General features: G+C 69.4%; 10 protein-coding genes. 3 read left to right on the plus strand and 7 right to left on the minus strand.

The features are described 5' to 3' along the window. Positions 1-7: 7 nt before the first annotated feature. Complete coding sequence (locus tag WBG79_RS12455; RefSeq protein WP_337357423.1) at positions 8-1618, plus strand: ABC transporter substrate-binding protein; 1611 nt, start codon at positions 8-10, stop codon at positions 1616-1618. On the opposite strand, the gene WBG79_RS12460 is transcribed toward WBG79_RS12455, so the two are convergent. Both WBG79_RS12460 and uvrA read right to left on the minus strand, forming a co-directional pair. Next, positions 1611-2177, minus strand: coding sequence for a GNAT family N-acetyltransferase (locus WBG79_RS12460; protein WP_337357424.1), 567 nt, complete (start codon positions 2175-2177; stop codon positions 1611-1613). The genes WBG79_RS12455 and WBG79_RS12460 overlap by 8 nt on opposite strands. A 650-nt stretch (positions 2178-2827) precedes the next feature. After that, positions 2828-5740 (minus strand): excinuclease ABC subunit UvrA, encoded by a 2913-nt coding sequence (gene uvrA, locus WBG79_RS12465; RefSeq protein WP_443147428.1) that lies wholly within the window; start codon positions 5738-5740, stop codon positions 2828-2830. Positions 5741-6199: 459 nt separating this feature from the next. Here uvrA and ssb point away from each other — a divergent pair, with 459 nt between their 5' ends. After that, positions 6200-6766, plus strand: coding sequence for a single-stranded DNA-binding protein (ssb, locus tag WBG79_RS12470; RefSeq protein WP_337357426.1), 567 nt, complete (start codon positions 6200-6202; stop codon positions 6764-6766). Positions 6767-7038: 272 nt separating this feature from the next. Here the strand turns inward: ssb and WBG79_RS12475 are convergent, their stop codons facing one another. The 5 genes from WBG79_RS12475 to WBG79_RS12495 all read right to left on the minus strand — a co-directional run bounded on the left by WBG79_RS12475 (position 7039) and on the right by WBG79_RS12495 (position 12619). Then, on the minus strand, positions 7039-8001 hold the full coding sequence (locus WBG79_RS12475; protein WP_337357937.1) for an ABC transporter substrate-binding protein: 963 nt from the start codon (positions 7999-8001) through the stop codon (positions 7039-7041). 143 nt (positions 8002-8144) lie between these two features. Continuing rightward, a complete protein-coding gene (locus WBG79_RS12480) occupies positions 8145-8774 on the minus strand; it encodes an HD domain-containing protein (RefSeq protein WP_337357427.1) in 630 nt (209 codons plus the stop codon). Positions 8775-8891: 117 nt separating this feature from the next. Next, a complete protein-coding gene (locus WBG79_RS12485) occupies positions 8892-9287 on the minus strand; it encodes a hypothetical protein (RefSeq protein WP_337357428.1) in 396 nt (131 codons plus the stop codon). 340 nt (positions 9288-9627) lie between these two features. Continuing rightward, entirely contained in the window at positions 9628-11985 is a 2358-nt protein-coding gene (locus tag WBG79_RS12490; RefSeq protein ID WP_337357429.1) for a xanthine dehydrogenase family protein molybdopterin-binding subunit, read from the minus strand. Between the two features lie 178 nt (positions 11986-12163). Next, entirely contained in the window at positions 12164-12619 is a 456-nt protein-coding gene (locus WBG79_RS12495; RefSeq protein ID WP_337357430.1) for a hypothetical protein, read from the minus strand. A 221-nt stretch (positions 12620-12840) separates the two neighbouring features. Here WBG79_RS12495 and WBG79_RS12500 point away from each other — a divergent pair, with 221 nt between their 5' ends. Then, the gene (locus WBG79_RS12500; RefSeq protein WP_337357431.1) at positions 12841-13635 is read left to right on the plus strand and encodes a GNAT family N-acetyltransferase; all 795 of its coding nucleotides are present in this window, start codon (positions 12841-12843) and stop codon (positions 13633-13635) included. Positions 13636-13647 lie beyond the last annotated feature (12 nt).

The following is a 13647-nucleotide window of genomic DNA, read 5'->3' on the forward strand; positions in this document are numbered from 1 at the left end:
GACGACCATGACCCCGCACAAGACCTTCAAGGCCGCGCTCGGCGGCGCCGCGCTCCTCGCCGGCGCCCTCCTGGCGCTCGCGCTTCCCGCCGCCGCCCAGACGCTCCGCGTCGCCATGACGGCCTCCGACCTGCCCACCACAGGCGGCATCCCGGACCAGGGCGGCGAGGGCCTGCGCTTCGCTGGCTTCCCCGTTTACGACGGGCTGATCAACTGGGACTTCTCCAAGCCCGACCGCATCGCCGGCCTGACGCCCGGCCTCGCCACGAGCTGGGCGATCGACCCGGAGAACCCCAAGCGCTGGTACTTCAAGCTGCGCAAGGGGGTGAAATTCCACGATGGCACCGACTTCAACGCCGACGCGGTGATCTTCAACTTCCAGCGCATCTTCGACGACAAGGCCCCGCACTACGACGGCGCCCAGGCCGCCATCGTGCGCGTCAGCATGCCCATGCTGGAGAGCTTCGAGAAGGTCGACGAGGACACGATCGCCCTCAACACCAAGTTCCCGATCAGCCTCTTCCCCTATCTCGTCACGCGCGTGCTGATGGTGAGCCCGACCGCCTACGCCAAGATCGGCAACTGGCAGAAGTTCATGCTGACCCCGGCCGGCACGGGGCCTTTCCGGATCACCAAGGTGACGTCCCGCGTCTCCATCGAGATGGTCCGCAACACGGACTATTGGGACAAGACCCGGGTGCCGAAGCTCGAGAAGATGGTGCTCTTCCCGATGCCGGAGGCCAACACCCGGCTCGCCGCCCTGCGCTCCGGCCAGGTCGACTGGATCGAGGTGCCGCCGCCGGACTCCATCCCCTCCCTGAAGGGCGCCGGCTTCCAGATCAGCCTCTGGCCCTATCCGCACATCTGGCCCTGGTTCCTGAGCCAGGCGGACGGCTCGCCCTTCAAGGACAAGCGGGTCCGCTACGCGATCAACTACGCGGTCGACCGCGACGGCCTGATCAAGCTCCTGAACGGCACCGCCAAGCCGGCCTCGGGCTTCTATGATCCGGAGAACGTGCTCTACGGCAAGCCGGAGGTTAAGTTCACCTACGACCCCGCCAAGGCCAAGGCCCTGCTCAAGGAGGCCGGCTACGGTCCCGACAAGCCGGTCAAGGCCAAGATCATGATCTCCACCTCCGGCTCCGGCCAGATGATGCCGATCCCGATGAACGAGCTCGTCCAGCAGAACCTGAAGGACGTCGGCATCGAGGTCGAGTTCGAGACGGTGGACTGGGGCACCATGCTGGTCGCCGCCCGCAACCCGCCGACCGCCGCCATGTCGAAGGGCACCGTGGGGATGAACTTCTCCTCGGGCTTCTCCGACCCGGTGACCCTGTTCCGCTTCTTCCACACGGCGTCCTTCCCGCCGGGCGGCAACAACTGGGCCCAGTTCGCTGCGCCCGCGGTCGACGAGGGACTGAACAAGGCCTATGCCACCTTCGACGAGACCGAGCGCAATGCCATCCTGGCGAAGGTCCACGAGACTGTCGTGAACGATGCCGCGTGGCTCTTCATCGTCCACGACCTGAACCCGCGCGCGATGAGCCCGAAGGTGAAGGGCTTTCAGCCGGCGCAGAGCTGGTTCCAGGACTTCACCCAGGTGACCGTCGTCAAGTGACGGACCGCCCGGTACCGCCGGGCGCTCCTTCGACGCAGGATCCCGTCGCCCGGCACGGCCAGGCGGCGGGATCGGCCATCATGGCCGTCGCGAAGGGGAGGAACCCCTCGCGCTCGTAGAAGCGCCGGGCTCCCGGGTTGTCCGTGGAGACGGACAGGACCAGCGCGGCGAGACCCCGCTCGCGCGCGAAGCGCCGCGCCTCGTCGAGAAGCCGGCGACCGAGCCCGCGCCCCCGATAGGCCGGCTCCACCATCAGTCCCGCCACGTAGCCGATCGGTCCCGTACCGCCGCGGGGCGACAGCCCCGCCTCGACGGAGAGTGCCAAATAGCCCACCGGACGCTCCGCACAGGCGACGAGGACCAGTCCTCTGTGCTGGCGAGCGGCCGCGAAGACCTGCAGGACGGGCGATGCCGCGCCCGCCCGGTCACGCGCGAAGCCCTCCGCGAAGGGATGACCGGCCTGGCGATGGGCGGCGACCTCCTCGCGGTTCAAGGCCGCCGCAAGGTCCGCCACCGCTTCGCGGTCCTCGTCCCGCATCGGCCTGATCTCGATGTCCATCGCTGGGCGTCCCCCGGGGTCGACCGATGATGCCTGATGGGCCGGCGAATCGAAACGCCCGCCGGAGGGAGGAGCCGGCGGGCGTTCGATGGTCCGATCGGGGCTGGGAGGAACCCCCGTCGGCTGTGGCCGGCCGGGGGGAGGACCCGGTGCGGCCGAGGTCGTCGACGTCCTGACGCGGTGCCCGGGCGGTGCCTGTCTGGGAGGAACAACGGCACGGGACCGGGATCCAAGACCGCGGGGACAGCCTCGCTCTGGGTCCGGATCCGCTGTCGGGGGCGGTCCGGGAGGGGCGTCGTCGCCTTTGGCGTCGATCGATGACTGCAAGATAGTGCAGAATGGCTGACATATTGAAGGGGGGCGCCCGCATGTCCGTCATGCGCGTTGTGCAATGCACAATGAAGATCGAGCCATGATCCAGCCTCATCGCTCGCGGGTCGGCGAAATCCCTGGGGTAGGTTCAATCGATCCAGTCGTCGGCCCGGGAGGCCGCGACCCCCGGGATCCTATTCATTGTGCGACGCAGCAGAACGGGACCGCCGGGGGCCGGACGGACGGCATCGGCTTGCCGAGGCATCGCCGGCCGGCTCCGATTCCCGGTGCCGTCCGTGGTCGAATCCCCGAAGAGGTCGGCGGCGTTCCGCGCCCGTCTACTCCGCCGCCGAGGCGGTGCGGCGGGGCGGTCGGCGGTCGAGGAGTTCGGCGAGGAAACGGCCCGTATGGCTGCGCTCCGCCTTGATGACGTCCTCCGGCCGGCCGATGGCGACGATCTCGCCCCCGCCGTCGCCGCCTTCGGGGCCGAGGTCCAGGATCCAGTCCGCGGTCTTGATGACCTCGAGGTTGTGCTCGATGACCACGACCGTGTTGCCCTGGTCGACCAGCTCGTGCAGCACCTCCAGCAGCTTGGCGACATCGTGGAAGTGCAGCCCGGTGGTGGGTTCGTCGAGGATGTAGAGCGTGCGCCCCGTCGAGCGCCGCGACAGCTCCTTGGAGAGCTTCACGCGCTGCGCCTCGCCGCCCGACAGCGTGGTCGCCTGCTGCCCGACGTGGATGTAGCCGAGACCGACGCGCGACAGCGTCTCGAGCTTCTCCCGGATCGCCGGCACCGCCTGGAAGAAGGCGACGCCCTCGTCGACGGTCATGTCGAGCACGTCGGCGATCGACTTGCCCTTGAACTGCACCTCGAGCGTCTCGCGGTTGTAGCGCTTGCCCTTGCAGACGTCGCAGGTCACGTAGACGTCCGGCAGGAAGTGCATCTCGATCTTGATGACGCCGTCGCCCTGGCAGGCCTCGCAGCGGCCGCCCTTGACGTTGAACGAGAAACGCCCCGGCCCGTAGCCGCGCGCCTTCGCCTCCGGCAGCCCGGCGAACCATTCGCGGATGGGTGTGAAGGCCCCGGTGTAGGTCGCCGGGTTGGAGCGCGGCGTGCGCCCGATCGGCGACTGGTCGATGTCGATCACCTTGTCGAGGAACTCCAGGCCGTCGACATGGTCGTGCGGCGCCGGGTTCTCCTTGGCGTTGTTGAGCTTGCGCGCCGCGGAGCGGAACAGCGTGTCGATGACGAGCGTCGACTTGCCGCCCCCCGATACGCCGGTGACGCAGGTGAAGGTGCCGAGCGGGATGTCGGCCGTGACCGACTTGAGATTGTTGCCGCGCGCGCCGACGATGCGGAGCTGCTTGCCCTTGGTGAGCTTGCGGCGGCGCTCGGGCACCTCGATGCCGAGATCCCCGGAGAGGTAGCGGCCCGTCAGCGAGTTGGGGTCGGCCATGATCTCGGCCGGCGTCCCCTGCGAGACGATCCGCCCGCCGTGGATGCCCGCCCCGGGGCCGACGTCGACCACGTAGTCCGCGGTCAGGATGGCGTCCTCGTCATGCTCGACCACGATGACCGTGTTGCCGATGTCGCGCAGGTGCTTCAGCGTCTCGAGCAGCCGCGCGTTGTCGCGCTGGTGGAGCCCGATGGAGGGCTCGTCCAGCACGTAGAGAACGCCCGTCAGGCCCGAGCCAATCTGGGAGGCGAGCCGGATCCGCTGGCTCTCGCCGCCCGACAGCGTCCCGGAGTTGCGCGACAGCGTGAGGTATTCCAGGCCCACGTCGTTCAGGAACTTCAGGCGCTCCCGGATCTCCTTCAGGATCCGCACCGCGATCTCGTTCTGCTTCGGCGTGAGCTCCGCCGGCAGGCATTCGAACCACTGGCCCGCCTTGCGGATCGACAGTTCCGACACTTCGCCGATGTGTCGCCCGGCGATCTTGACCGCCAGCGCCTCCGGCTTCAGCCGGGTGCCGCCGCAGGCCCGGCACGGCGTCGTGGCGAAGTAGCGCTCGATCTCCTCGCGCGACCAGTCGGACTCCGTCTCGCGCCAGCGCCGCTCCAGGTTGGGGATGACGCCCTCGAAGGTCTTCCGGGTCTGGTAGCTGCGCAGCCCGTCGTCATAGGCGAACAGCACCTCCTCGCTTCCCGTCCCGTAGAGGATCGCGGACCGCCCCCGTTCCGGCAGGTCGCGCCAGGGAACGGTGAGCGGGAAGCCGAAATGCTTGCCGAGCGCCTCCAGGGTCTGGGTGGTGAAGGGCGAAGTCGACCGCGCCCAGGGCGCGACCGCGCCCTTGCGGAGCGTCAGGCTCTCGTCCGGCACCACGAGGGCGGGGTCGATCTTCTGCTCGGTGCCCAGACCCGAGCAGGTCGGACAGGCGCCGAACGGGTTGTTGAAGGAGAACAGCCGCGGCTCGATCTCCGAGATCGTGAAGCCGGAGACCGGGCAGGCGAACTTCTCGGAGAAGATCAGCCGACGCGGATCGCCCTTGTCGTCCTTGTCGTCGGCGAACTCGGCGATCGCGATCCCGTCGGCGAGCTTCAACGCGGTCTCGAAGCTGTCGGCGAGCCGGCTCGCCATGTCGGCCCGCACGACGATGCGGTCGACGACCACGTCGATGTCGTGCTTCAGCTTCTTGTCGAGGGCGGGCGCCTCGGAGATCTCGTGGAAGGCGCCGTTGACCTTGACGCGCTGGAAGCCCTTTTTCTGCAGGTCCGCCAGTTCCTTGCGGTATTCGCCCTTGCGGCCGCGCACGATGGGCGCCAGCAGGTAGAACCGCGTGCCCTCGGGAAGCGCCAAGGTCCGGTCGACCATCTGGCTCACCGTCTGGCTCTCGATCGGCAGGCCCGTCGCCGGCGAGTAGGGAACGCCCACGCGCGCGAAGAGCAGGCGCATGTAGTCGTAGATCTCGGTGACCGTGCCTACGGTCGAACGCGGGTTGCGCGAGGTGGTCTTCTGCTCGATCGAGATCGCCGGCGACAACCCGTCGATCTGGTCGACGTCCGGTTTCTGCATCATCTCGAGGAACTGCCGGGCATAGGCCGACAGGCTCTCCACGTAGCGGCGCTGGCCCTCCGCGTAGATCGTGTCGAAGGCGAGCGACGACTTGCCCGATCCCGACAGGCCGGTCATGACCACGAGGCTGTCGCGCGGCAGGTCGAGGTCGACGTTCTTGAGGTTGTGCTCGCGCGCGCCCCGGATGGAGATCGTCTTCAGGGCCGAGGCGCCAGCGCGCGGTCTGTCGGTCATCATCGCTCTCGTCGGCTGCGTCGGCGGGCAGGGTGCACGGCCCGGGGAGCCGGATGTCCCGCAAGTGGGGGCCGGCGGCCCTGTTAACAATACGAGTCCCCCGGCCGGGCGGATGGCTCCGCCGGCCCGCGACCCTCCCACGGGCCTCCTGTCAGGATCCGTCAGGAGCCGCCTGCGGGATCGCCGGATCCCGAGGCCGCCGCCGAACGTTAACGGTTCGCACGCCGTCCCTCAATCCTCGCGGCGCGACTCGGGTGGCTGGGGTGGCTTGCGTTCCGATACGGGCTTGTATAGAACGGATCGGGAACGAATGGCAAGGCCCACCGGGGACCGCACCGGCGAGGGTCCCGTCGGGACGGGCAGGCTGGTCCGTTCCGGGACAGATTGCCGTGGATAAGCCCCGCGGCGCGCGTGGCGCGGGCGCGCCGGCGGGGTAGGGTGGCGGCGGAACAGGAGGTCGTCATGTCCGGAAGCGTGAACAAGGTCATCCTGGTCGGCAATCTGGGCGCCGACCCGGAAATCCGCCGTACCCAGGACGGCCGTCCGATCGTCAACCTCCGCCTGGCCACGACGGACACCTGGCGCGACCGCCAGTCCGGCGAGCGGCGGGAGAAGACCGAGTGGCACCGCGTCGTGATCTTCAACGAGGGTCTCGCGAAGGTCGCGGAGCAGTACCTGAAGAAGGGCATGAAGGTCTACGTCGAGGGCGCGCTGCAGACCCGCGAGTGGGAGGACCAGCAGGGCCAGAAGCGCTTCACCACCGAAGTCGTGCTGCAGAACTTCAACAGCCAGCTGACCATGCTCGACCGCGGTCAGGGCGGCGGTCCCGGCGCCGGATCGGGTGACGATTTCGGCGGCGACCAGGACTTCGGTGGCGGTGGTGGTGGCGGTGGTCGCCCGGCCGCGCGGAGCGTCGGCTACGACCGCGGCGGCGGCTCCGGCGCGCCACGCGCCGGCGGCTCGGGCGGCGGCGGCAGCCGGCCCCCGGCCTTCTCCAATGCCGACATGGACGACGAAATCCCGTTCTGAACGGCGGGCGACGGGGGACGGTCCGTCGCCGATCGCGCGCGGCAGCGTGCGGTCCTGACCGCTCGAGAAGGTGCATCAGGTCGAGGACAGCCGGTCCTGGCCCGATCACGACCGGCCGAGGCGCCCACGGCCGTTTCTGACTGCCGGGCCCTACCCGGACCGTAGGACCGCGGGCGCCGCCTGGATAGCGAGTAGGCTGCTCGGGTAGCTCCCCGTCTTCCGACGCCGTCCCGGGACGTCGCCGTCCCGGGCTCGTTATCGAAGGCCGCGGTTCACTTCACCGTCTGGGCGGCCTTCTCGACGAAGCGACCGTCGAAGGTCTTGGCGAGGTCGATCTTGTCGGCCGCGAAGGTCGGCTCCACGACCTTGAGGAATTCCAGCATGCCCTTGCTCGCCTCGGCGGTGATGACGCCCGTCCGCGAATAGGTCGGCAGGCTCGCCGCCACCGCCTTGACGTAGAGCGCCTTGTCGCCGAGCCAGTATTCTTCCGGCACCGCCGCGGCGACGTCGTCCGGCGAGGCCTTCTCGAGCCACTTCAAAGCCTTGAAGAGCGCGTTGGTGAGGGCCTGGGTCGTGTTCGGGTTGGCCTTGACGAAGTCCGCCTTCAGGTAGAGCGAGGCCGCCGGGTTGGTCGACCCGTAGACCGCCTTGGTGCCCGCCTCCGTGCGGGTGTCGACCAGGATGTTGACCGAGCCGTCCGCCTCCAGCTTGGAGATCACGGGGTCGAGGTGCGAGACCGCGTCGACGTTGCCCTTCTGCAGGGCGGCGACCGCCGAGGCGCCCGAGCCGACTCCGATGATCGAGACCGCGTCCGGCGCAATCCCGTTCTTGGCGAGCAGATAGGAGACGGTCAGGTGCGTCGAGGACCCCGGCGCCGTGACGCCGACCTTGGCCCCCTTGAGGTCCGCGATCGACTTGATCGGCTTGTCCTTGGCGGTCGCCAGCACGATCCCCGGGAAGCGTCCGAGCTCGAGCACGGCGACGATGTCCTGCCCCTTCTCCTGCATGCGGATGGTATGCTCGTAGGCGCCGGTGACCACGTCGACCGAGCCGCCGACCAGCGCCTGCAGCGACTTCGCGCCGCCGCCGAAATCGTTGATGGTGACGTCGAGGCCCTGCTCCTTGAAGAAGCCCTTCCGCTCCGCGATGGTCAGCGGCAGGTAGTAGAGGAGCGGCTTGCCGCCGACGCCGAGTTCCAGCTTGGCCTTCTCGGGCGCCTGCGCGTCGGCGGGCATCGCGAAGGCGGCGACGAGACCGAGTCCGGCCAGCGCGGCGGATGCGAGATGCTTGAGCACGGGGTGAACCTCCCTCAACGGTGTCGGACGGCGGCGGTCGCCGCGGTGCGGGGTCCGCAGACTTCCTGCCCGCGTGCCTGGCGTCAAGCGCCGGACGGCGATTTCCCGGCATGCGCCTTCGTATCCTCGTCGAGGATGGCCCGGATCGCCGAGATCAGGGGAACGCGGTCCGTGGCCTGCCGTGCATAGCCGAGGTTGAATGCATAGTCGAAGTCAGCCGGGTTGAGGCCCTGATTGTGCTGCAGGATGGTCTCGAGCTTGTCGAGACCCTTCGCGATCCGGGCCTCCGGCGTCGCAGCTGCCTCGTACTCGTCCCAGAGCGCGAGGATCTTCTTGGCGAGCCGGTCGGGCAAGGGCGCGGCGAGGGTGGCGAGGTCGGCGCGCTCCTCCGCGGCCTTCCCCGGCCGGCCGGCCTGGTGGATCGCCGGGATGTCGCCCCGGATCGCCTCGCCGAGATCGTGCACGATGCAGATCTCCAGGAGCCTCGTCCTGTCGATCTCGCCGAAGCGGTCGGCGAGCAGCAGGGCCCAAAGGCAGAGCCGCCAGCTGTGCTCGGCCGTGCTCTCGGTCCGTCCGGAGGCGGTGTGCGCCGTGCGCAGGACGTCCTTGAGGCGCTCCGCGCCCCTCAGGAAGGCCAGGATGCCGGCGATGTCGTCCAGGTCGGCCGGGTCCATGCCGGCCGGGTTCGGGGCGGTCGGTGTCGTGTCGCTCATCCGAACCGGATCGCCCGGCCGCACCCGAAATGCAACCCGCAACGAAGAAGGGCGGCACCGGAGTGCCGCCCTGTCGTATCCGGGGCGGGCGGGCGCGACGCCCGCCGGCCGCTCGTCTCAGCGGTGCGTGGCGACGCGCGAGACGACGTAGCCCGTGCCGGCGCCGATCGCGACGGCCTGGACGAAGGTGACCTTGTGGCCGAGGACGTGCAGGTGGTTCATGCCGAGGATGCCCGGATGGGCATGCAGCACGCCACCGACGACGCCGCCGGCGATGATCGAGCCGGCCGCGATGGCGTAGCGGACGTCGGAGATCGGCGGGCCGTACTTCTTGTAATAGGTGCAGTTCACCTGGTCGACGGCGCCCGTGCTGCCGCAAGCCGACTTCATCGCCGCGGCGCGGGCCGCGGGGGTGTTGAGGGTCGCGTTGTAGTCGTCGATCCAGCCAGCGGAAGCACCGGCGGTCATGGCGAGCGAGGCGAACACGAAGGCGGCCGAAGTCTTGAACTTCATATGATGTCTACTCCGAAAACTGGGCTCGAAGACCAGGAGTGAACCCGGCCTCTGTGGTCACCTATAGTCAGCCGCACGTGGCGAGCGCAAGGTTAATGTCTTCACATCGTCTTGTATTCGGTTGCGTTGGTAAAGGACAGCGGCGTCGATTACGTCGATGCTCGAAAAGGGACCGCAATCAAATCGCAACATCTGTTAGCGCTTTGTTGCGCTCCCGTCCCGGACGCAATGTTCGGGAAACATGTCGCCGGACGTCGCGCCCGCGTTCGGCCGGCCGACCCGGTAGCCCGGGGCGGGCAGGGCCGACCCCGCCCCGCACCGGCCATGATGGCGGCCCGGCTCAGCCGGCCGCCTGGAGCGCGCCCCAGACCGCGAGCGGCGTCGCCGGCATGTCGATGTGCCGAATGCCGCGTCCCGAGAGGGCGTCGACCACGGCATTCATGACCGAGGGCAGGGACCCGGCGCAGCCCGCCTCGCCGCAGCCCTTGGCCCCGAGCGGGTTACCGGCGGTCGGCTGCGGCCGGCTCTCGAAGACGAAATGCGGCGGCGCGTCCACGGCGCGCGGCATCTGGTAGTCGACGAAGGAGCCCGTCACGAGCTGGCCGTCCCCGTCGAAGACCGTGCGCTCCATGAGCGCCTGCCCGATCCCCTGCAGCACGCCGCCGTGAAGCTGGCCTTCCACCAGGAGCGGGTTCACCAGGGTTCCGAAGTCGTTGACCATGGTGTAGCGGACCACCTCGGTGACCCCGGTCTCCGGATCGATCTCGACCTCGGCCACATGGCAGCCGTTCGGATAGGCGGAGGGCGCCTGCTTGAACACGTGGTCCACGTCGAGCGTCTGCGGGACGTCCGGCGGCAGGTCGGTCGCCTCGGAGAGCCGGCGGGCGAGCTCCATCAGCCCGATGCCCCGGTCGGTGCCCACGATGGCGAAGCGTCCGGCCTCGAACTCGATGTCCTCGACGCCCGCTTCCAGGAGATGCGCGGCGGCAGTCTTGCCCTTCTCGATCACCAGCGCGCTCGCCTCCACGATGGCCGCGCCGCTCGCCATGATCGATTTCGACCCGCCCGTGCCGCCGCCGGCGATCAGCCGGTCGCTGTCGCCCTGGACGAGCCGGATCGCCTCGAACGGCACCCCGAGCTTCGTGTGCAGGACCTGCGCGAAGGGCGACCAGTGGCCCTGGCCGTAATCGAGCGTGCCGGTCACGATGGTCACCGTCCCGTCCGGCTCGAAGTGGATGCCGCCCATCTCGTTCATCGGCGGCGCCGTCACCTCCAGGTAGCAGCCGAGCCCAAGCCCCCGCAGCCACCCGCGCCCCGCGCTCTCCGCCTTGCGCGCCGCGAACCCGTCCCAGTCGGCGGCCGCCAGCGCCCGGTCGACGAGGCCCGGGAAATCGCCGCAGTCGTAGACCGTGCCGGCCGGCGTCTTGTGGGGAAGCTCGGCGGGGCCGACGAGGTTGCGGCGGCGGAGCTCGACGCGGTCGAGGCCCATCTCGGCCGCGGCCGTGTCGATGAGCCGCTCCATGTAGTAGTTGCCCTCCGGCCGCCCGGCGCCGCGGTAGGCGCCGATCGGCACCGTGTTGGTGACCGCGCAGAGCGTCGAGACCTCCACCAGCGGCGTCCGGTACATGCCGATCGAGTTCTTGCCGATGTTGAGCGTCGCCATCATCGGCCCGACCGGCGTCAGGTAGGCGCCGAGGTTGGCGGTCCCGGTGAAGCGCGTCGCGAGGAAGCGCCCGTCCGCGTCGAGCGCGAGTTCGGCGACCACCGTCATGTCGCGGCCGTGGTGATCGGAGGTGAAGCTCTCGGACCGCTGGTCCGTCCACTTCACCGGCCGGCCGAGCGCGCGCGCGGCATGCATGAGGCAGATGTATTCCGGAAAGACCGAGCCCTTCATCCCGAACGAGCCGCCGACATTGCCGGTGACGAGTCTCATCTTGTCCTGCGGCACCCGCATCGCCTCGGCGAGGTTGTTCCGCTTGCCGAAGACGCCCTGGCTCGGTGCGTGCAGGGTGAACTTCTCCGCCTCCGCGTCGTAGCTCGCCACCGCCGCGCGCGGCTCGATCGCGTTCACGACCACGCGGTTGTTGAGAAGGGCGAGCCGGGTCACGTGGGCCGCCTTCGCGAAGGCCTCCGCGACCGCCGCCCCGTCGCCGAAATGGTAGTCGAGGATCAGGTTGCCGCCGGCCAGCTCCGGATAGAGCGCCGGCGCATCCGCCTTGAGGGCATCCTCCACGGTCGTCACCGCCGGGATCACGTCCACGTCCAGCACCACGGCCGCCGCGGCGTCGCGCGCCGCCGCCGCGGTCTCGGCGACGACCACCGCGACCGGATCGCCGACGAAGCGCACCTTGCCCTCCGCCAGCGCCCCGCGATGCGGGGCCGCCATGGCCGTACCGTCCCGGTTCTGGAAGGCGAACACGCATTTGAGCGGCCCGTAGTTCATCGGCGCGAGGTCGGCCGCCGTGTAGACGGCGAGGACGCCGGGCATCGACCGCGCAGCCTCGGCGTCGACGCCGTTGAGGATGCCGTGCGCGTGCGGGCTTCGAACGAAGACCGCATGGACCTGCCCGGGCAGGCTCACGTCGTCCGTATACCGGCCGAGCCCCTGCACCAGCACGGGGTCCTCCTGCCGCGGCACCGGCTGGCCGATGCCGAAGCGCAGGGAGGCGAGGCTGTCGATCGGGGTCTGGATGGTCATGGGCGGGGATCTCGGACAAGGGGAACGGTCGGGGCGGTGGCGCCGGCCGCGTCGCAGCGGCACGCCGGAATTGGATACAAACCCAATCTAGCGCGCCTGCGCCAAGCGGTGAGGCGTCGCACGGCAATGCTCCTGTTCCGGAGGTGCAGGGCTGGAGAGGGCGGGCGGGCCCGCCGGCTCAGGTTCGGGCCGCCTCGTTCGGTCCGTCCCGGGTCGGCGCGAGCGGTGGCCGACGGCAAAGCCGGTAGCCAAGGGCGGCGTAGCCGATGAGGGTCGCGACGGCCAGCCCGAAACCGTGGCCCACGCCGACATCGGTCACCAACGACGCCACGGAGCCGCTCGTGGGTGGCGCGTTGTCGGCCAGCATCGCCGCCCGGAGCAGCCAGAGTGCCGCGTATCCGTTCACGACAGCCAGTCCCGGAAAGATGACGGCCAGGACGAAGGCTGGCCGCGCGACGACTTGTCGGGACCTGCCAACGAGAAGCCGGGTCGCCAGAAACATCAGCGCCGCGTAAACGGGCGCAAGCGGTAACACCAGAATGACCGCGTAGCCGTCTCCGAGCACGCTGAACAGGACCATGAGACCGAGCAGGAGCAGCGCGACCACGACCGTCGTCTGCAGATAGGGGCCCATCGGAGCTCCTTGGCCGCTCATCAAGCCCTCTCCTGATTCCGCGGGATACAGCGGAGATCCCGATCCTGAAGGGCACAAAGAGGTCGGCGGCCCTCTTCAGATCACGGCGCTCGAACCGGGGCTGTCGGCGCCGGCAGCCTCGTTCTTGTATGCTATTATATGCATCGACTAGGTCGCGTGGGGAAGCCGGACCCTGTGCGATCGTGGGGGGGGCATCGGCCATGGTGGGGTACTTCGGCACCGAAACACAACAGCGATTGCAGGCCCTAGCGGAGTCGAACGCAGACTTCATCGCCCGGACCCCCGGCGCCTGCCAGATCGGTCGCATGATGGGCTGCGACGATCCCGAGCGGTTCGGCTGGGACCGCATCGACGCCATCCTGGAGCGCGACTCCTACCTCGGCTTTCGCATGATCTCCCCCGCCAAGGCCGAAGAGATCCGGGAGCATCTGGCGAAGCGGAACTTCCGCCTGGACCTCTGGAACGTCTTCCTGGCCGACCGGCGGAGCGCGGCGGCGGCCTGCGAGGCCATCGTCGCCGCCGGACTGCCCGAGGGGCTGGCCGAGGCGCGGACGCCCACCCAGCCCGAGGACACCATGACGACCGCCATCCAGGCGCTCATAGGCCGGTGCGGCATCGTGCCGTTCTCGGGCTCGATGCTGGTCGGCGCCTGCGGACCGGCCCGGACCGTGGCGATCGCCGACGGGACGGGGGAGATCGTGGCCGCGGCCCACGGCTACATGCCGCACAACGCCTCCAGCCCCTACCACCGCCACGCCTGGGGCGGCCTGGCCGCGGTCTCGGAGGCTTTGCGCGGCCGCGGCCTCGGCAGCGCCGTCAACGCGCGGATGCTTCTGCGCGTCCTCCACGATCTCGGCGCCACCCACGTGTACGAACTCGCCTCCGCCACAAACGAGCCGTCCCGCCGCATGATCGCCGCCTGCGGCCTCCGCCTCGAGCCGACCCTCGTGTGCGGCATGGCGGTGCCTGACACCGGCGCACGCTTCACCCGCTAGGGTCTCGGGCGA

The organism is Prosthecomicrobium sp. N25, assembly GCF_037203705.1.
Taxonomy (GTDB): domain Bacteria; phylum Pseudomonadota; class Alphaproteobacteria; order Rhizobiales; family Ancalomicrobiaceae; genus Prosthecodimorpha.

What these genes read in the sequence shown, in the direction of transcription:
- WBG79_RS12455 (WP_337357423.1), top strand. Translation starts at nt 8, where the DNA reads ATGACCCCGCACAAGACCTTCAAGGCCGCGCTCGGCGGCGCCGCGCTC.
- WBG79_RS12460 (WP_337357424.1), bottom strand. Translation starts at nt 2,177, where the DNA reads ATGGACATCGAGATCAGGCCGATGCGGGACGAGGACCGCGAAGCGGTG.
- uvrA (WP_443147428.1), bottom strand. Translation starts at nt 5,740, where the DNA reads ATGATGACCGACAGACCGCGCGCTGGCGCCTCGGCCCTGAAGACGATC.
- ssb (WP_337357426.1), top strand. Translation starts at nt 6,200, where the DNA reads ATGTCCGGAAGCGTGAACAAGGTCATCCTGGTCGGCAATCTGGGCGCC.
- WBG79_RS12475 (WP_337357937.1), bottom strand. Translation starts at nt 8,001, where the DNA reads ATGCCCGCCGACGCGCAGGCGCCCGAGAAGGCCAAGCTGGAACTCGGC.
- WBG79_RS12480 (WP_337357427.1), bottom strand. Translation starts at nt 8,774, where the DNA reads ATGAGCGACACGACACCGACCGCCCCGAACCCGGCCGGCATGGACCCG.
- WBG79_RS12485 (WP_337357428.1), bottom strand. Translation starts at nt 9,287, where the DNA reads ATGAAGTTCAAGACTTCGGCCGCCTTCGTGTTCGCCTCGCTCGCCATG.
- WBG79_RS12490 (WP_337357429.1), bottom strand. Translation starts at nt 11,985, where the DNA reads ATGACCATCCAGACCCCGATCGACAGCCTCGCCTCCCTGCGCTTCGGC.
- WBG79_RS12495 (WP_337357430.1), bottom strand. Translation starts at nt 12,619, where the DNA reads ATGGGCCCCTATCTGCAGACGACGGTCGTGGTCGCGCTGCTCCTGCTC.
- WBG79_RS12500 (WP_337357431.1), top strand. Translation starts at nt 12,841, where the DNA reads ATGGTGGGGTACTTCGGCACCGAAACACAACAGCGATTGCAGGCCCTA.